General features: G+C 45.6%; 12 protein-coding genes. 9 read left to right on the forward strand and 3 right to left on the reverse strand.

Annotated features, from left to right (window positions below):
- Positions 1–166: 166 nt before the first annotated feature.
- Complete coding sequence (locus H6F44_RS00865; RefSeq protein WP_190349029.1) at positions 167–1,699, reverse strand: TolC family protein; 1,533 nt, start codon at positions 1,697–1,699, stop codon at positions 167–169.
- Positions 1,700–1,918: 219 nt separating this feature from the next.
- Here H6F44_RS00865 and H6F44_RS00870 point away from each other — a divergent pair, with 219 nt between their 5' ends.
- From H6F44_RS00870 to H6F44_RS23455, 7 genes are all read left to right on the forward strand, one after another.
- Positions 1,919–3,484: a leucyl aminopeptidase gene (locus H6F44_RS00870; protein WP_190349030.1), complete on the forward strand. Its 1,566-nt coding sequence runs from the start codon at positions 1,919–1,921 to the stop codon at positions 3,482–3,484.
- A 129-nt stretch (positions 3,485–3,613) separates the two neighbouring features.
- Positions 3,614–3,904 carry a hypothetical protein gene (locus tag H6F44_RS00875; protein WP_190349031.1) on the forward strand — a complete coding sequence of 97 codons (291 nt, stop codon included), beginning with the start codon at positions 3,614–3,616 and terminating at the stop codon, positions 3,902–3,904.
- 219 nt (positions 3,905–4,123) lie between these two features.
- Positions 4,124–5,458: an AAA family ATPase gene (locus H6F44_RS00880; protein ID WP_199301931.1), complete on the forward strand. Its 1,335-nt coding sequence runs from the start codon at positions 4,124–4,126 to the stop codon at positions 5,456–5,458.
- A gap of 6 nt (positions 5,459–5,464) precedes the next feature.
- Positions 5,465–7,141, forward strand: coding sequence for a tetratricopeptide repeat protein (locus tag H6F44_RS00885; protein WP_190349032.1), 1,677 nt, complete (start codon positions 5,465–5,467; stop codon positions 7,139–7,141).
- An 11-nt stretch (positions 7,142–7,152) separates the two neighbouring features.
- Positions 7,153–7,356, forward strand: a complete 204-nt coding sequence (locus tag H6F44_RS00890) for a hypothetical protein (RefSeq protein ID WP_190349033.1) — start codon at positions 7,153–7,155, stop codon at positions 7,354–7,356.
- Positions 7,357–7,369: 13 nt separating this feature from the next.
- Complete coding sequence (locus H6F44_RS00895) at positions 7,370–8,014, forward strand: type I restriction endonuclease (protein WP_190349034.1); 645 nt, start codon at positions 7,370–7,372, stop codon at positions 8,012–8,014.
- A 48-nt stretch (positions 8,015–8,062) separates the two neighbouring features.
- Complete coding sequence (locus tag H6F44_RS23455; RefSeq protein WP_277874091.1) at positions 8,063–8,188, forward strand: hypothetical protein; 126 nt, start codon at positions 8,063–8,065, stop codon at positions 8,186–8,188.
- On the opposite strand, the gene H6F44_RS00900 is transcribed toward H6F44_RS23455, so the two are convergent.
- Positions 8,181–9,557 (reverse strand): NAD-dependent succinate-semialdehyde dehydrogenase, encoded by a 1,377-nt coding sequence (locus tag H6F44_RS00900; protein ID WP_190349035.1) that lies wholly within the window; start codon positions 9,555–9,557, stop codon positions 8,181–8,183. The genes H6F44_RS23455 and H6F44_RS00900 overlap by 8 nt on opposite strands.
- A 380-nt stretch (positions 9,558–9,937) precedes the next feature.
- Here H6F44_RS00900 and H6F44_RS00905 point away from each other — a divergent pair, with 380 nt between their 5' ends.
- Entirely contained in the window at positions 9,938–10,708 is a 771-nt protein-coding gene (locus tag H6F44_RS00905) for a Uma2 family endonuclease (RefSeq protein ID WP_190349036.1), read from the forward strand.
- A gap of 112 nt (positions 10,709–10,820) precedes the next feature.
- Positions 10,821–18,467 carry a CHAT domain-containing protein gene (locus H6F44_RS00910; protein WP_190349037.1) on the forward strand — a complete coding sequence of 2,549 codons (7,647 nt, stop codon included), beginning with the start codon at positions 10,821–10,823 and terminating at the stop codon, positions 18,465–18,467.
- Here the strand turns inward: H6F44_RS00910 and H6F44_RS00915 are convergent.
- Positions 18,442–19,107, reverse strand: coding sequence for a Uma2 family endonuclease (locus H6F44_RS00915; protein WP_190349038.1), 666 nt, complete (start codon positions 19,105–19,107; stop codon positions 18,442–18,444). The genes H6F44_RS00910 and H6F44_RS00915 overlap by 26 nt on opposite strands.
- Between the last annotated feature and the right edge of the window lie 55 nt (positions 19,108–19,162).

A 19,162-nucleotide genomic window follows, 5' to 3' on the forward strand; every position in this document is an offset into this window, starting at 1 on the left:
GGCGCTTCGCGCCGCCCATCCTTACCTATTTAGCACTACCCCGTTTTCTAAAATCGCTGTAAGTTTTCAAAAGTAAAAAAGATCCAACGTTGTGGCGCAAAGCGCCACAACGTTGGATCTTGGCTTTTAATGTCTATTTTGATATTGGGAAGGGCTTATCTAGAGATTACAAACCACTAACGGCACGTTCTAGATTAGCGCGAGATTGGTTATAACCAATGATTGCTTGGACTCGGTTGACATCAGCGCGGGTGAGGTCAGACTCGGCGGTGATCACCTCTAGCTGTGTGCCGACACCAGCATCAAGGCGCAAACGGGCAAGTCGCAATGCCTCTTCTGCCTGCTTGACGGCGATCGCGGCGGTTTCGATCTGTTGAAAGCGCGATCGCTGATTGATGTACGCCTCTTCCACATCATAACGAGCTTGGCGGGCTGCCTGCTCAAATCTCACTTCTGCAAGGGCTTGGTCGGCTTTGAATTGGTTCACCTGTGCCGATGCTCTGCCCCCATCATAGAGACTCCAGTCTAGCCTTGCCCCTAACTGATAGCCCGTACCAATACCACCACCACTACTAAATTCGGAGGCAGTATTAAAATTGGCAAATACACTTACCTGTGGACCTAATCTGGCGAGCGCAGTACTAGCGCGATCGCGGGCAACCTCACGCTCTAGCTTACGGATATCCAGTTCAGCACGATTTCTGACCGCTAAGAGAATAGTCTCCTCTATGGGCAGTTTCCACTCAGACACAGGGGCAATCTTATCGGCGGCGGTGATTTCTAAAGTCGCGGGATAGTTAATCTGACGTGCTAACTCTCGCCTTGCCACTAACTGAGCCGCTTCCGCATTGAGTAGTTCTTGCTTGGCATTGGCAAGTTGCACTTCCGATTGCAAAACGTCAAATTTAGTGCCAACCCCTGCCCTTTCCCTCGATTTGGTATCCTCAAGGCTTTTTTGCGAATTTTCTACTGCTTTTAGCCGAATCCGAATCGTTTCATCGGTATTTTGCAAATTGTAATAGGCTGTAACGATGCTGAGGCGTACTGCTTGTTTCGCCCGACTTAGTTCTGATTCGGCAATCCGCAAATTGTTTTCAGAGGCACGGATCGAATTGTCATTTACCCCCGAATCAAAAATATTGTAATTAATGCCTAATGTGCCAGATAGGGGGTTGCTAATGGTGTTGTTGGATAGATTGTTGTTGTTGTTGCTGAGGCGGGTTTGGGCAGAGTCGTTGTAGCTATATTGCAATGAACCTGACACAGTGGGCGATCGCCCTGCTTCTGATTCTTGCAGTACTGCTCTCGCTCGCTCTACGGCAATCCTTGCCTGAATCACATCGGAATTATTCTTCTCAACTAAGTTCAGTAACTCCTCAAGGGTGACGGGGTTAGAACGCTCTAGCTTAACTTGGCTAGGCGTGGTGGGTACAACTAAGGTCTGGGCGGGATCAAGCTTGCCTGAGTTCGTGACTGTGGCATTGGGATCGATCCGCGCAGGCTCAGTAGAGGAGCTAATGACAACTGGTGGCTTAACTACGGTGGTGTCAGGCTCTAGCACCACCTCACTCACAGGATTAAGTTCGAGATTAAAATCAGGATTAAAAGCTATTGGTAATTCTTGAGCATTGGCTGTCCAAGCTGGAATCAGAAGCGACAAACTCGCACCAAATGTCAACCAACTCGAAGATATTCGCATAAATTTAGTCTGTCACTCCTCAGATTTATCAATAGCTTATAACGTAATTCAATTAGTGCATCTTCCGATAGCCACTACATCACAATCATCGTGCAATTGGTTGAACCTTTATTTTCATATAACACTTTAACATGATGTAGTTATACAAAATTTGGGAATTTTAATATACACTCAGTCTTTGGAATTTTAAACACCTGTAGCGCTTTTAGTGAATACCATATGAATATTATTGCATCTCTCACAAATTCTCTAACTTGGAAGGGCGACGCGCTGGCGATCGCGGTGTTTGCAAATCCTAAATCGCCCAAAGATGCGGCATCTCCTGAAATTGCTTCTGAAACTGCCTCTGAAACTGCCACCAAAGGTTTTGAATTAAGTGATGCTCTCAAAAAACTCGATATGCAGGTCTTGGGCTGCACAATCAGCGATCTGGTGACTGAAGGTGAATTTACGGGCGATCGCGGTGCTAGTGTGAGCGGTCGAGTGGGGATTGATTTTGCGGTGCGTAAGGTGATTTTGATTGGTTTGGGGGAGCCTGCCAAAGCCAGTGCCGATGATTGGCGCAGGGCTGCGGCGATCGCGGCTAAATGGGCGCATAGGGAAAAGATCAAAAGCTTAGCCCTCGCTTTTCCTAATTACAACCAAGATGTGGCGGTCACAAGTCAGGCGATCGTAGAAGGTATCCTATTAGCAACCCATCAGGATAAACGTTTTAAATCCAAGGATAAGCAGCCTTTACTGTTAACACAGGTGGAAATTTTAGAAACTGATCCCAATCTAGCAACACCAGCGATCGCCAAAGCTAAGCAAATTATTGATGGCGTAATCTTAGCGAGAGAGTTAGTATCTGCCCCTGCCAATGTGGTTACGCCGATTACCTTAGCGGACACAGCGCAGGCGATCGCCGCCGAGTCAGAATATTTTACCGCCAAAATTTTAGAAAAGGCGGATTGCGAGGCTCTGGGCATGGGCGCATTTTTGGGGGTTGCCCAAGCTTCAGAACTGCCGCCTAAGTTTATTCACCTCACCTATAGTCATGGCATACCCAAACACAAACTGGCGATCGTGGGTAAGGGCTTAACCTTTGATTCGGGTGGGCTGAATTTAAAAACGGGTGCAGGTAGCAGTATTGAACTAATGAAAACCGATATGGGTGGTTCGGCGGCTGCGTTGGGGGCAGCGAAGGCGATCGCCCACCTGCAACCAAAGGATATCGAAGTTCACTTCATCGTTGCTGCCTGTGAAAATATGGTTAGCGGTCGCGCCATGCACCCAGGGGATATTTTGACCGCCTCCAATGGCAAAACCATTGAGGTTAATAACACAGATGCCGAAGGACGCTTAACCCTAGCCGATGCCCTCGTCTATGCCGACAAACTGGGTGTGGAGGCGATCGTCGATCTGGCAACCCTCACGGGTGCTTGTGTGGTGGCTTTGGGTGAAGATATTGGCGGGATGTGGGCAAATGATGATGCTTGGGCAGAGGCGATCTCTGAGGCGGCGAAAAATTCTGGTGAAAAATTCTGGCGGATGCCCCTTGAAAAGCCCTACTTCGATCAACTTAAATCCGTGGTGGCAGATTTTAAAAATACGGGTTCCCGCGCAGGTGGTGCAATCACGGGCGCATTATTTTTGCAACAATTTATCGACAAAACCCCCGCTTGGGCGCATCTTGATGTGGCAGGTCCCGTTTGGAGCGATCGCGAGTCAGGTTACAACAATGCTGGTGGCACTGGTTTTGCTGTTCGCACCCTCGTGAATTTGATTAGCGCTTACAGTGCTTAGAATAGATCGGTTCGGTGGGCGAAGCCCGCCGAACTGATGTTGGGTTCGAGCGCAAAGCGCTATAAATACCGCAAACAAGCTACGATAACAAAGACATCAGCAAAATCTAGAAATCGATCAAAAATTAGTATGGTAGAGCGTCCTATAAAAAAGGCAGACCGTCAGCCTAAACCTGAAGACAATGACGGCAATCAAGCCAAAGAATCCGACAATAGGCGCTCTGACCGCAGTGGAGGCAAAGAGTCGCGGGAAAAAAGAGGTAAGCGTGATTCCCGTAAGGAAGAGGTGAAAGCTCCTGTAAATTTGGCGCTCATGCGTGGACCTAAACCCACTAAACCCAAACCCGAAGCGATCGCTGAGGAAGAAGTAGTTGCGGAAGAAGCTGCCGTTGAAACTGTTGAAGTTACTGAAGAAGCATAAAGATAGCTAATTCGGTAAATTTATCAATTGTTTCTGCTCACAACCAAAAAAGTCGAAGATCTACATCAATTAACCAAGATCTTCGACTTTTTCTGTAAATATACTGATGGATTGAAAACCAAACCCAGTATGGGTTTTTAAATAAAGTAATGGCTACGCCATTTCCTTATTTTGGTATTAACCTATAATGCTGTCAAAACACCTCACGATCTAATCCCCATGTCCCAAGATCTGCTGACTCAGATTTATAACTCCTTTGATCCGTTTGAGCCATTGCCTGCGGGTGATCCTGCCTATGTGGACTGTGCAGAGGTGCGGGGCGATACGAATATTTTGGTGGACTTGGGGAATAAGTTGTTGCGATCGCAGCGCATGGTTTGTCAGCTATACACAGGGCATCGGGGCGGTGGTAAATCGACAGAACTTTTACGGCTAAAGGATCATTTAGAAAAAAATGGCTGTGTGGTGGTTTATTTTGCGGCGGACGAGGATGATATCGATCCTGAAGATGCGGAATATACGGATATTTTGCTGTCTTGCACAAGGCATTTATTGGAAGGACTGAAAGATGCTGACCCTAAGCCGATTTTGGGATGGTTGGGCGATCGCTGGAACGATCTTAAGGATTTGGCACTAACAGAAATTAGCTTTGATAATTTGAGTATTGAAGCGCAAATCACGCAATTTGCCAAGTTAACAGCCAGTATTCGGGCAATTCCTTCGGAACGACAAAAGATTCGTGACAAGGTAAATCCCCATACGATTACGTTGCTCAATGCCCTGAATGAATTTATTGAGGATGCGAAGCAGAAACTACCTAAGGACAAAACTCATTTAGTGGCGATCGCGGATAATCTTGACCGTATTTCGCTAATTCAGAAAGAACATGGGCACACAAACTATGATGAGATTTTTTTGGATAGAGCGCAACAGTTGCAGGGGTTAAATTGCCATGTGATTTACACAATTCCGATTTCGATGGTTTATTCGAGTCGGGCTTCTGATCTGCGCGATATTTATGGCGATCCGCAGATTTTGCCGATGGTGATGGTACAGACCCCTGAAGGGGAAACCGATGAGGTGGGGACTGCTAAAATTATCGAAATTATTACGAAGCGGATTCAGCGACCTGAGATTAGTTTAGTCCCTGATATTTTTGCCAGTAAAGAAGGCTTGCAGAGACTCTGTTTAATGAGTGGTGGTCATGTGCGGAATTTGATGCTATTAGTACGATCGGCGATTGATTACATTGACGCTTTGCCCATTACAGATAGAGCGATCCAGCGTAGTATTACGCAAGCAAGGGATACATTTCGCCGCACGGTGGAGCAAGAGGAATGGCAACTTCTGGCCAAGGTGTCTCATGACAAACAAATCGATAATGCTGAGGATTACCGTAAATTGTTGTTCAATCGTTGTGTGTTGCATTATGTCTACTTTGATGATGATGGAGAACTTCAGCCTTGGTATGATGTGCATCCCTTGATTAAGAGTATTCAGCAGTTTAAGGATGCGGTAGAAAATTTACGTCAAGATAAAACTGAACAGCAGTGAAAAATGATGAAGTCAGAAGCGATTGATTGGGAGCAAGATTTACCGTTAGATGCTGATGAAGCATATCAATCGCTAGTGCGATCGCTTAGGCGTACTGACGGCTTTGCGTTGTTGTTTGTACGTTGTTCTCCAATTCAGGGCGAACAAATTATTACTGATATTGGTAATGATTTAAAAGATAAAAATATTCAAGTATTGGAATTAAACGAATCCATTGATAATCTCTATGACCGTATTGCCGCTTTAGATGATCTGGAGCATCTGAATATTCTCTTTATCAAAGGGATCGAGCAGTCGATATTTGCCTACGAAGATCGGGAAGTCCATGATATTAATCTTAGAAGCCGCAGTTTGCAATATGGCGGCACATGGCAGAATGTCCCCCGTGTTTTAGGTCATCTCAATCTCAGTCGCGAACGCTTTCGTGACAATTTTAAATTTTGTATTGTCTTCCTTTTACCAGAGTTTGCCCTGCGCTATTTCATTCGCCGCGCCCCCGACTTCTTCGATTGGCGATCAAATATCTACGACTTCCCCACTGAAAAGTCTCTGGTTGATCAAGAATCTTTGCGTTTAGTTTCAGGTGGAAGTTTTGATGAGTATGAGCAATTAACGAATGAGCAACGCATTACCAAGCTGTGTCAAATTAAATCCTACATTGATGAAAGTGCGGATTCCACACAAATATCAGAACTTTGGGCTGAGAAAGGATTAATCCATGCATCTGCAAAGGAATACGAAGAAGCAATCACTTCCTATGACCAAGCTTTACAAATCAAACCTGAAGACGACTACACATGGATGTACCGAGGTAATGCTTTATCTGATTTAGGAAGAAACGAAGAAGCAATCACCTCCTATAATCAAGTCTTGCAAATCAATCCTGAAGACTATGAAGCATGTTACAACCGAGGCAATGCACTATTTAATTTAGGAAGATACGAAGAATCTATATCTGCCTATGACAAGGTACTTCAAATACAGTCTGACTTCTACAAAGCATGGCACAATCGAGGCTTTGCACTATCTTATTTAGGTAGAGACGAAGAATCGATTTTCTCCTATGACCAAGCATCGCAATTCAGTCCTCACAAACACGAATCATTTAACATGCGTGGTAATTCTTTATCCGATTTAGGAAGATATGAAGAAGCGATTTCCTACTATGACCAAGCCTTGCAAATCAAACCTGACTATCACAAAGTATGGAATAACCGAGGCAGTGCGCTAGGTAATTTAGGAAGAGACGAAGAAGCAATAGCATCTTTTGACCGAGCCTTACAAATCAAACCTGACTACCACGAAGCATGGAATAACCGAGGCAGTGCGCTAGGTAATTTAGGAAGAGACGAAGAAGCGATGGCATCTTTTGAGCAAGCCTTGCAAATCAAACCTGACTACCACGAAGCATGGTACAACAGAGGTATTGTGCTAGGTGAGTTAAGAAGATACGAAGAAGCAATCGCTTCCTATGACCGCGCCCTCCAAATCAAACCTGACAAATACGAAGCATGGTACAACAAAGCCTGTGCTTATTCTCTGATAAATGCGATCGAACTTGCCTTAGAGAATCTGCAAAAAGCAATTCAACTTAATCCTGATGAGAATAGAGAAATGGCAAAGACCGACTCGGATTTTGACAATATCCGCCACGATCCACGCTTTCAAGCCTTGATACAATAGGAGAAAAACACATGATTACAACTACAGAAATCCTTCAAACCATTCCCAAACTCTCTCAAGAAGACTGCTTCCAAATAGCAAAAATACTTTTACAAGGACTGCTAACTCAAACAAACCCCACCCGCACCCAAATCAACCAACAACTCAAAATCGCCGCCTTACTTGCCGTTGACGACTACACCAACGATCCAGAGATCCATCAATTCATATCATAGGAAAATTAAAATTATGGTTCAACTTCTCCGAATCTCTGAAGAAACAAGCCTTGAAAAACTAGAGCAAGACTTTCTTTTACAACGTAGCGACGATCGCAACTTCTTTTTAGAATGGCAACAGGATTTACCAAATCTGACAGAAAGCGATCCCGAAGACTTGCAACGGATTACCGAACTTTATGACCGCATTAATCGGCGATCGGTGGTTTCAGAAAATATCATCAAAATGGCGATTTTATCCCCATTACTCGATCTTGCAGGATTTTATAGCTCCCAATTTGCGATCGCTGATGAAGAATCCATCGAAATCACCACCAATGACGGTGAAACCATCTATCGAGGACGCATTGATATTCTCGTAATCCAACAAAGTCTGTGGGTACTAGTCATCGAGTCCAAAAGTAGCAGCTTCTCCTTACACAAAGCACTGCCCCAAGCCCTAGCCTATATGTTAGCAAGCCCCAACTCAACCAAACCTACTTTCGGTTTAATCACTAATGGCGGCGAATATCGCTTTTTAAAACTAAATCATCCCAATTCACCTACCGAACCACCACAATATGCTCCATCTTCTCTATTTTCTATTTCACCCCCAGACAATCATCTTCCGACTGTATTACAAATTTTGCGCCGCATTGCCAAAATAATTGCACCTTGACCAGCAAATAGAAAAAGCATCAGAACTTCAACAAATTAAATAACTTGTATGTGCGATCGAGCCAAGCGCACAAATATTTCTCTATCTCAGCGCGATCTCCTGCGCCATCAAATCTATAAAATTGAATGGGAAACAGGAACAGTAATTAGTGCGATCGTCAGAATGTTTATTTAATCCAAATAGTTTTAATGTTCACAAATTCCCGAATCCCTTCGACCCCAAGCTCGCGCCCAAAGCCCGATCGCTTGATGCCACCAAAGGGAACGCGGGGGTCAGACTTGACCATACCATTGACAAAGACTGCTCCTGCTTCGAGTTGCGCGATCGCCTGTTCGATCTCTTGAGCATCATTAGTCCAAATACTCGCACCTAAGCCAAAGTCCGTGCTGTTTGCCAAGGCGATCGCCGCATCCAGATTTTCTACGCGAAATACCGCAGCCACAGGACCAAAAAATTCGGCATAGTAGGGCGGCGCACCCAAAGGTATGTCTGTCAAAATTGTGGGCGCGTAGAAATTACCTGTTTGAAAGCCATTGGGCTGATGGCGATAGCCGCCACAGAGGACTTTTGCACCCATGTCGGCGGTTTCCTTGACCAGAGTTTCCAATTCTTGCAAAATTTGCGGTGTTGCTAATGGCCCCACATCGGTTTCAGGCTGCATAGGGTCGCCAATTTTCAATGCTTTGAACTTTGCCACAAATTTTTCTAGGAATTGATCGGCGATCGCCGCTTCCAAAATAAAGCGTTTAGCGGCGATACAGGTTTGCCCATTATTCATCACTCTCGCGGTGACAGCAGTATTGACAGCCTGTTCGAGATCCGCACTTTTGAGAACAATAAAGGGATCGCTACCGCCTAGCTCCAAGACCACCTTTTTGAGATGATGCCCAGCGATCGCTGCCAAACTCTGCCCTGCGGCTTCACTGCCCGTCAAGGTTGCCGCCTTAATCCGCCGATCTGCCAGTAAACCTGCCACCCGCTCCGCGCCGATCAACAAGGTTTGAAATGCGCCTTCGGGAAAACCTGCGGTGTGGAAAATTTCGGCGATCACTAAGGCACATTGCGGCACATTAGAAGCGTGCTTCAGCAGTCCCACATTCCCCGCCATCAAACTCGGTACAGCAAAGCGAAATACCTGCCAAAAGGGAAAGTTCCAAGGCATCACCGCCAAAATAATGCCCAAGGGTTGATAGCGAATAATTGTGCGACTAGCATCGGTTTGGGCGATCGTATCCGCTAAAAATATAGGCGCATTTTCGGCATAAAACCGACAAAGATGGGCGCATTTTTCCACCTCAGCGATCGCACTTTTGAGGGTTTTTCCCATTTCTAGGGTCATAATGATCGCCAATTCCGTCTTGCGCGTTTCTAAAATCGCGGCGGCTTGATGCATCCAATGGGCGCGATCGCTAAAACTGGTATGCCTATATGTCGCAAAGCTGCGATCGGCAAGGGCTAACCGCCCCTCAATCTGTTCATCGGTGAGGGGTGCAAAGGTTTTCAAAACTTCACCCGTTAGCGGATTGACCGAGGCGATCGCCATGCTTTTTCTCCACTTCTGTTTACTTTGACACCCATCTACGAAAGCGACAACACTCTTGTAAATTATCTTGTAAATTAAGAGTTACACCTAGTAAGGTTGGTATAAGGTTGGTGTAAGGTTGGTCAAATCGAGAAATGACCTAGCCATTTCTTGATCTAGTAGTTAGATCTTACAACAATTACCAAACAAAAATTGTCAAACAAACGCTGAGTTGGATTTTGAGAAGGTGGCAGATTTGACTATGAGGGAGACAAGTAGAAAGGAAGAAGGAAAAAGTAGAAAGGAAAAAGTTACAAGCTGTTACAGTGCAAAGCGCTGTGCGATCGGGAATGGGGTGTAGAATGTGTCAGTCACACGCAGGTTTTTGTGAGGGTAAATCCATGACGCTGCAATCTTTAACTTCTAAAGCGATCGCGCCAGAAATCCACGAAATCGACTATCCCGATAGTGACGGTAATCCTATGTCTGACAATACTGAGCAGTATCGCTGGATTGTGATGCTCAAGGAAAATTTAGAGATCATCTTTGCCAATGAGCCTAATGTATTTGTTGCAGGAGATTTACTCTGGTATCCTGTGCGCTATACCCCAAAGCGCATGGCTCCTGATGTGATGGTCGTATTTGGAAGACCCAAGGGACGCAGGGGATCATATAAGCAATGGATGGAAAATAATATTGCACCACAGGTTGCCTTTGAGATTTTGTCGCCCAGCAATAAGGATAGGCGTGGATTAGAGTCTTTAGAAGACAAGTTTAATTTCTATGAAACCTATGGGATTGAGGAATATTACGTTTATGATCCTGACGATCTTGTACTGTCAGGATGGCAACGCATTGGCGATAGGTTTGTTCCTATTGAAATGCAGTCTGCATGGGTGAGTCCTTTACTTCAGGTGCGTTTTGTGTGGCAAGCTGGAAAAGAGTTGATGTTGTATCGTCCGAATGGTCAGCGTTTTTTGAGTTCAGTGGAGCTAGAGCAGCGAGCTACTTCTGCCGAGCAGCGAGCTACTTCTGCCGAGCAGCGAGCTACTTCTGCCGAGCAGCGAGCTACGTCTGCTGAGCAGCGAGCTAGTCGTCTTGCCGATCGCTTACGTGCTTTGGGTATCGAGCCAGATGATGATCAATCCGTTGAAACAGGTTTCAGATCTTAGCCCGTAATTTATGACTTTCATGTTACGCAGAACGTAGATGATGAATCTCTTGCTGCTAGCCAATCAAGGCACCCCCCCATACTGTTTACTGAACTGTCAAGAGGCTTCATTTATGTCCAAATCGACTAGAACCCTGTTTACCTCGCTATTAACTTCTTGTTTAGTTGGTCATTTTGGCTTGATTCTGGTCAATGGTGAGCAATCAGCTTGGGCGCAAATCACCCTCGATCGCAGCACTGCCACAGAGGTGAATGGCAACGTGATCGCCCCAGTGGGATCTGGCACGGTCAGTGGCGGCAATTTGTACCACAGTTTCGATCAATTTAATGTCCCGCAATCTGGCGTAACTTTTGGGACTGGTAATTCCACGGTTGATGGCGGCAAAATTAATAATATTCTCAATCGCGTCACAGGCGATAATCCTTCCCAAGTCTTAGGAACCATTGAGAGCCGCACTGCTTTCCCTAATGCCAATCTCTATCTAATGAACCCCAATGGTGTTGTCTTTGGCAAAGATGCCAGATTAGATATTGGTGGGTCTTTTCATGTGAATACGGGTACGAGTTTGGGTTTTGCTGGCGATCGCTCCTTCAGCGCCGATAAAGCAAACTTAGAATTCCCTAGTGGCGATCCCAAAAATATTAAGTTTGGTATTTCTCAACCTGCGGCAATTATCAATCAGGGCAATCTCACGGTTGATGCGGGTAAAAGTATTACCTTCACGGCGGGATCGGTGATTAACTCAGGAATATTGACTGCGCCTGGTGGTAATGTGGCTGTGACTGCGGTAACGGGTGGATCGGTGGTGAATTTGCGATCGCCCGACTTGGTGCTGGGGTTAAGTGTGGCAAAAAATGCAGTGCCGACCGATTGGAATGGTGAAATTGCATCTTTACCGAAGTTAGCAGAGTTGCTGACGGGTAAAGTAGAACAAGGCGATCGCGTAGTTGTGAAGCCCGACGGCACATTAGCGATCGTGACGACTCCCACCAATGACCAATTACCCATCACCAATGGTACTACAGTTATTTCAGGAACTATTAATACCAGTTCTGCCAATGCTAATGGCGGTAATGTTGGCGTATTTGGCGATCGCGTGGCGATTGTTAATTCGCAAATTAGCACAACGGGAATTAATGGCGGTAAGGTTTTAATCGGTGGCGATTTGCAAGGAAATGGCAGTGTTCCTAATGCAGAATTTACTTATTTTGACCGTAAGTCTGTTGTGGATGTGAGTGCTTTGGAAAGTGGTGATGGGGGATTGGTGATTGTTTGGGGCGATCTTTCCACTCGCTTTTTTGGCTTAATTGTTGCTAATGCTGGCAATGTTTCAGGCGATGGTGGGTTTGTGGAAGTTTCTGGTAAAAGAAATCTTGACTATGGCGGTGCTGTCAGTACCTTAGCGCCAAATGGCAACCTAGGGACTCTGCTTCTTGATCCTACAGATATTACCTTAGTCGCAGGTGGTGGCTTTTTTGCAGCTTTGACTGATGTGGATAATTTTGCCGATCCTAACGGTACGGTAAACACCTTGAATGTAGGCTTAATCAATAATGCTCTCAGTAATGTAGTTCTGCAAGCTACCAATAATATCAACATCGATCAGCCTATCAATATTACTGGCTTAGGAATTAGTTTCACGGCTCAGGCTGGCAATAATATTAATGTCAATGAGAATATTACAACTAATCGCGGAAGCATCGCTTTACTCGCAAATAACGGCGCAACCGCCACTGGTACAGGTTCCATTCAATCAACGGGTACAAATATTTCTATTGTCACCAATGGCGCAAATTTTACGGCTACGGGCTTTAACTTCAGCAATGTAACCACAATTAATACCACCTCATCCACTGGGGGCGGCAATATCGATATTAACGTGACAGGTGCGATTAACGCGAATCCATCAACGCTTCTCTCTAGTGTTGCGGGAACTGGTACTGGCAACGCAGGTAATATCACTTTAAGAGCATTAGGGAATATTCAAGCTAGTGCTTTGCAAGCTGCTGATCTAGTTGGCGCAACTGTAATTAACGGCGGTAACGTCACGGTTGATGCGGGGGGAGATATCACCATTGGTACGCTTGGCTCGATTTCCACTCGCAGTACATCAGGCGGCAAGGCTGGCGAAGTATTACTCAAAAGTGGTGGCTCGATTACGGCTTTAGGAACTACAGGGATTAATACTAGTGTGATCGGTAGTTCATTTGGTGGTAGTCAAGCAGGGAATGTTACTTTTCAAGCAGGAACGACAATTAATACCGATGCTGTAATTGGCACTTCGATCAATAGCAATACTGTTACTGGCAATGCAGGAAATATCACCTTTACCGCAGGTGGAAATATTTCGGCTACAGGAGATTTGATTGCGGCGAACTTGGGTACAGGTAATGCTGGCAAAATTGATGTCACTAGTACCAGTGGCAGTATTACCAATGGCAATATTGTCACTAGTTCACTGGTTACAGCCAGTGATGTAACCCTAAGAGCTTTGAATAATATTACTACTGGTTACATTCTTGGTATAGGTGGCACTCAAGGCAGCAATGTCTCACTGACTGCTACTAATGGTAATGTTGCCATTTCTACTACAGGTTTGATTCCTAGCAATTTACTTGGAGTTAATCTTGATCCTTGTGTTGGCTCTAATATTTGTACGACTGCCAGAAATGGAATTAGCGGCAACATCACGATCGCTGGCAACCTCTCTTTAACTAATGCGACTAAGCTCCTTACCACAGGCACACCTACGGGCGGAGCGATCAATCTCCAAAATGCCAATATCAACGGTACGCAAAATCTAACTCTCGATTCAGGCAATGGAGCGATTAACCTTGGTAATATCGGCGCAAATACAGGTTTAGGAACGCTAACGATTAATGCGGGTAGTATTTTGGCGAATCAAGCGATCGCTGCAAATAGTATCTCATTTACCACCACAGGTAATCTCACAGTTAACAAAATCCAAACCAACTTAATCACCACAAACGCAGGTAATATTATTCTCAATAGTGGCGGTAGCCTCACGCTCAATGGTGATTTAGATGTATCTAGCACCACAGGTACATCAGGCTTAATCTCTCTCACCGCAGTAGGCGATATCTTTGCTAATGGTGGCATTACCTTCGATGGAAGAGTATTAGGCGGAAGGGATTCTCAGCCAATTAGCATCACAAGTCAAAATGGTAATATCACAGGCTCAGGCTTGCTAGATGTAATTACCACTGCCAGAAATGCAGGAGCCGTCACTTTCAAAGCTGCCAATAGTGTTCTATTCCGCGATATTAAAACCGATGGCAGTGATGGCACTGGCGGCAATGTCACGATCGCCGCTACCACTGGCAGCATCACAGGTAATACCATCCTTGCCACGTCACAGGGCATTAGCACAGGTTCGGGAAATGTCAGCTTGACGGCGGCTAGAGATATCGCAATTAAACAAATTAACAGCAATACCCAAAATGGCAAAGCAGGCGATATTAGCGTTAAGACGGCTCTTAGTAGTGGTATTAATGGACTTACAAATATCCAAGCCAATAGCCTCTCAGGGCAAGGCGGTAATATTACCATTGAGAGTGGCAGCACCTTACCAAATGCTGGTTTTACTATTTTGGCGGGAGGGGCGATCGCGGGTAGTACGATTGACCTTCGCACCGCATCTTTATTGATCGGCGGTGACTTGATTATTGACTCCCCAAATAGTGACATCCTCCTGGGAGAAACTAGCGTTCAGCCCTCTAACTTTGAAATTAGAAATGCGCGAAATGTCACATTGAGTCAGCGTTTACTTGCTGAAAAAGTAGATATTACGAATACAGGGATTTTGAAATTCACTGATGCTAATACTCTGATTGAATCGCCTATCTTCCAACAGCAGAGTGCTAGTGAAGTGCAATTAGCAGGAGAAATTAATGGAACTACGATTACCTTCAATAGTCCTGTGGTGCTGACAGGAACCGCGATCCTAACTGCCTCTGATTTTGGTGCTAATCAAGGTACGATCGCTTTTAATTCTACTCTCAGTGGCGGCGGTCGTAACCTCAAACTCAGCGCCAATGAAATTGACTTTGGTAGTAATGTATCGGGTATTAATGCCCTCACCCTTGCTCCTAGTAGCCCTGGGGTGAATATTCAACTGGGAGGAACTAATAATGTCGCAGGTACATTTACGCTTACCCAAAATGACCTGATTAATGTCCAGGCAGGGGGATTGGGTTCTTTAATTATCGGTGGTGATTATGGTGCAGAGATTAGGATCGTATCGTCTATTCCCACTTTCTTACAGAAGACGACTTTTCAAGCCGATGGATTTGGTGATGTTGATTTTGATACCACTGGACAGATCTCACAGGGAAGTATCATCGCATTGACTCCCGTTGCCACCAATGGCAGCGACACAATTACATTTATCGCCAGTCAAAATGTCAATATTAGCGATGTGATCAACGCAGGTAAAGATATTATCGTCACTAGCACTAATGCCAATGTCACCACAGGCAGACTGAATACGGCAACATCTAGCGTTCTTCCATCGGGAAATGTCACGGTCACTGCTAGTAAGGGTAGCGTAACTGTTAGTAGCATCGTCACGCAATCGCCCAATAGCAAAGCTGGGGATGTGACGATCCAAGCATTAAATAATATTCAAACCACTGACAGTACGATTATTAATCGATTCGGTTATGCGATCGCCTCTTTCGCTGGTGCAGGTAATGGCGGTAACATTTCTTTAACCAGTGATGCAGGGGCGATCGATGTTAGTTCAGGTCTTATAAGCACAGCTACTACTGCGGGTATATCTGGCAGTATCAACTTTAGAGCCTTTGGAAACATTATTACTGGTGCTGGTACAACGCCAAATCCTGCCGTAGCTTCGTTTGTCACGACAGGCGGCACTGGTACACCAAACTCTATCACCTTCACTAGCAGCAATGGCGCAATTAATACCAGTCTTGGCGATGTCGATGCAGGGGGCGGCGCGATCGCCTTTACAGCCCTAAATAACATCACCACATCAGGCGTATTTTCGAGGGCTATTAATGGCGGTTCGGTTAAATTGGAAAGTAGATCAGGGGCGATCGACAGCACCGCAGGCGACTTAACAACTAGCACCCTAGGCACTGGCACTGGCGGCACGATTAACCTCATCGCAAGCGGCAATATCACCACTAGGGGCATATTTACCAATGGCAATAATGGCAGTATCACCATTCAAAGCAACAGTGGCGGTATTAACACTAGCCTCAACGATCTTGCGAGTACGGGCAGCAATAACAATATTGCCCTCACAGCCTTACAAAATATTGTGACTCGATCCATCTTTGCTCAAGGCGATCGCACTAACATTGCCATTACCAGCACAGGCGGAAATGTTGATTTAAGTTTAGGATTTATCCAAACGGGAATTGATGCGTCTCAAACTGGCAGTGGCGGCGCTCTCACGATTAAGTCAGCAGGGAATATTTTGACAGGAGATCTCAATGCTCCTAATCTCTCAAGCTCAGTCGGTAACGTAGGATCGGTATCCTTAACTAGTGATACAGGATCGATCGCATTTACAGGAATTAGCGCAAGACGTGCAAACGGCAATGGTAATGGTGGCACGGTTAATATTCAAGCCAATGGCAATATCACCTCCACAGGGGTGGTCTCCTTTGCAGGGGTTCCTTCCATATTTAGCTTAACTACAGGCGTATTCAGCGTTGGTAATGGCGGCACGGTGACACTCACTAGCACCAATGGTTCCATCGATACGCGATCGGGAACGGTCAGCACCAGTTCTACCAATGGCACTGGCGGTAATATCGCTTTTACCAGTAATACAGGCGCGATCGCTACGGGCAACCTTTTGAGTAATGGCACAACCCAAGGCGGCAATATCTTGATTGATGCGCGTACCCAAATAGATGTGGGCAGGGTTAGCAGCAGCAGTTCACAGGGCGGTGGCGGTAATGTCACCCTTGACCCGATTGGGAATGTGACTTTTACCACCATTGACGCGACAGGTAATACGACCCTAGGCGCAAGTGGTGGCAATGTGAATATTGTCTCCACAGGTGGCAATGTTTTAGGTACAGGGCAGCTAATTGATAGCCTTGGTATTTGTATAGGTGCAACTATTTGTACCAATGGCACAGGCACTGTCTCCATTCAACATGGGATTACCTCCCCCTTTAATCTCAATGCCTTCTTAGTGGGTGGCGCAATTACCAATGGAACCTTCGGCACGATTAATGTTGGGGGCTTGGTGATTGGCGCGATCGCTATTCCTAATCCTGCTGGCTCCTTTGTCCAAGGCAATCTCACCGTCACTCCAGGGGGAATACCTTCCACCACACCAATAGCTACAGTCCCCGTAATTGAGTTTTCTGGAATCAAAGAGAGTAGGAGCGAAGTTCCCCGTGATCGCTCTAGACCGACAGTTGATACTAGTGACGTTGACCGTGATCGCGCAGGTCGGGCTTTGGAAATTGGTGACTATGGCGGTGCATTTGATGCGATCGAGAGTGCCTATATCTCCGCCTATGAGAACTATTTGGGCGAAACCCTGACTTTGCAAGTTAAAAATATTGAGCAACTGCAACAGGAACTTGATGATGTCTCAAAGCTTTCTGGCAGTGTGACCACGGCAGTTTACCCGATCATCATGGGCGATCGCCTAGAGCTATTGATTATTCCGCCCAAGGGCATGAGCAAACCCTTCCGTGAGTTTGTCGCCGATGCTAAGCAGAGCGCAATTATGCCTGTAATTATGGACTTTGCCAATAATATCCGCGATACTGGCTCCGAAGACTATATGGAGCAGTCTCAACAACTCTACAACTGGCTTGTCCGCCCCTACCGAGATCGCCTGCAAGCACTGCAAGAGCAATATCAAAAGTCTGACCTGCAAGCCAACCCTAAACAATCCGCACCAAAGCCAAATCCCCAAGCAGCAACACAACTACCACCAACCTTAGTATTTGTGATGGATGGCGGCTTGAGGGTAATTCCTGTTGCGGCGCTCCATGATGGCAAAAGGTTCTTAATCGAAGAATATGCTCTTGCTAACCTGCCCTATCTCCGTGCTACGCGATTAGAAAAACGCGATCGCACTCTCAATAATGTTTTGGCGATGGGCTTAACCGAATCAGTGCAAGGCTTTTCGGCATTGCCTGGAGTGAGAATTGAGGTCAGCACCATTAGTTCTCAAGTGTTAAAAGGAAATTCTTATTTCGATCAAGAATTTACGGTTGACAATCTGCAAGAGAAGCGGCGACAGGGCAACTATGGGGTGCTGCACCTCGCCACCCATGCCCAATTTCTCAGTGATGATTCTAAGGGTGCATTTATTCAATTTTGGAATGAGCGCCTATCCATCGATCGCATTCCCAAACTACGCTTTGATAACCCCTTGATTGAAATGCTCACCCTCAGCGCTTGCCAAACTGCCGTTGGTCAAAATTTGGGCTTGGGCGGTCTAGCGGTCAGTTCGGGTGCAAAGAGTGTCCTCGCTTCTCTATGGGAAGTATCGGATACAGGCACTGCGCCTTTGATGATTCAGTTCTATAATAGTTTCCCAGAAAATATTACTAAGGCGATCGCCCTACAAAGGTCACAGATCGGAATGATTAGCGGCGGCGTGACGATTAAAGATGGCAAGATTATCGGCATTCCTAATTTGCCACCTATATCGCTCGCCAAAGGCACAGAGAGCAATATATCCATTCAACATCCCTATTTCTGGTCTTCCTTTATCCTGATTGGCAATTGGTTATAATGCCACTCTGTTGCCTTATCCATGCCCTAAACTCACGGATTAATTTGTTATCATCATTGGCTGCTAACTGCCCTAAAAATTGATTTAGAATCGCGCCAGAAACCATTGGAAATGCAAGACTAAATTCACATTCCAAATATTCATTGGCTTGCAGTTGATAGATGCAAATCCTTGAACTACTATATCTCCATATTTCAGGCACACCCAGATCTCGGTAAATGGGAAATCTCCGCTTGCTAGGGCTTGTAATATCAACTTCAACGACTAAATCTGGCGGGGGATCATTGGCAAGGTCAATGTCACGTCCATTCATGCGATCGCTATTTTGAATATAAAAACAACAATCTGGCTCTACACCTACAGCCAAGTCTGCGCGGCTTAATGTGGTAGAACCAAATCCGCGAATGCCTAAATTTAGCTCTTCTGTCAATGCCACAATCATTCTTTCGAGAATGTAGTTTACAGTTTCATGCAATCCCAAGGGCATTTTTATTTCTAAAACTCCATGATCGTAACTTAAACGGATTGAGCGGCGATCGCCCATATCGGCAAGCATAGCTTGATAGGTTTGCCAACTAATATTGGGCAGTACAGCATGATTAAAAGGCACAATTTCGGGTTTAGATATTATTAGTGTCATCGCTGCTCTTGATATTTCACGTGCTAAAAAATATGTCTTTTTACGTTAAGGGAAT

Source organism: Pseudanabaena cinerea FACHB-1277 (assembly GCF_014696345.1).
In the GTDB taxonomy this organism is placed as follows: domain Bacteria; phylum Cyanobacteriota; class Cyanobacteriia; order Pseudanabaenales; family Pseudanabaenaceae; genus Pseudanabaena; species Pseudanabaena cinerea.

Bases quoted from the DNA above. Each gene is read 5' to 3' on its own strand.
- H6F44_RS00895 (WP_190349034.1), top strand. From the start codon at position 7,370: ATGGTTCAACTTCTCCGAATCTCTGAAGAAACAAGCCTTGAAAAACTA.
- H6F44_RS23455 (WP_277874091.1), top strand. From the start codon at position 8,063: ATGTGCGATCGAGCCAAGCGCACAAATATTTCTCTATCTCAGCGCGAT.
- H6F44_RS00885 (WP_190349032.1), top strand. From the start codon at position 5,465: ATGAAGTCAGAAGCGATTGATTGGGAGCAAGATTTACCGTTAGATGCT.
- H6F44_RS00880 (WP_199301931.1), top strand. From the start codon at position 4,124: ATGTCCCAAGATCTGCTGACTCAGATTTATAACTCCTTTGATCCGTTT.
- H6F44_RS00870 (WP_190349030.1), top strand. From the start codon at position 1,919: ATGAATATTATTGCATCTCTCACAAATTCTCTAACTTGGAAGGGCGAC.
- H6F44_RS00910 (WP_190349037.1), top strand. From the start codon at position 10,821: ATGTCCAAATCGACTAGAACCCTGTTTACCTCGCTATTAACTTCTTGT.
- H6F44_RS00875 (WP_190349031.1), top strand. From the start codon at position 3,614: ATGGTAGAGCGTCCTATAAAAAAGGCAGACCGTCAGCCTAAACCTGAA.
- H6F44_RS00905 (WP_190349036.1), top strand. From the start codon at position 9,938: ATGACGCTGCAATCTTTAACTTCTAAAGCGATCGCGCCAGAAATCCAC.
- H6F44_RS00890 (WP_190349033.1), top strand. From the start codon at position 7,153: ATGATTACAACTACAGAAATCCTTCAAACCATTCCCAAACTCTCTCAA.
- H6F44_RS00915 (WP_190349038.1), bottom strand. From the start codon at position 19,107: ATGACACTAATAATATCTAAACCCGAAATTGTGCCTTTTAATCATGCT.
- H6F44_RS00865 (WP_190349029.1), bottom strand. From the start codon at position 1,699: ATGCGAATATCTTCGAGTTGGTTGACATTTGGTGCGAGTTTGTCGCTT.
- H6F44_RS00900 (WP_190349035.1), bottom strand. From the start codon at position 9,557: ATGGCGATCGCCTCGGTCAATCCGCTAACGGGTGAAGTTTTGAAAACC.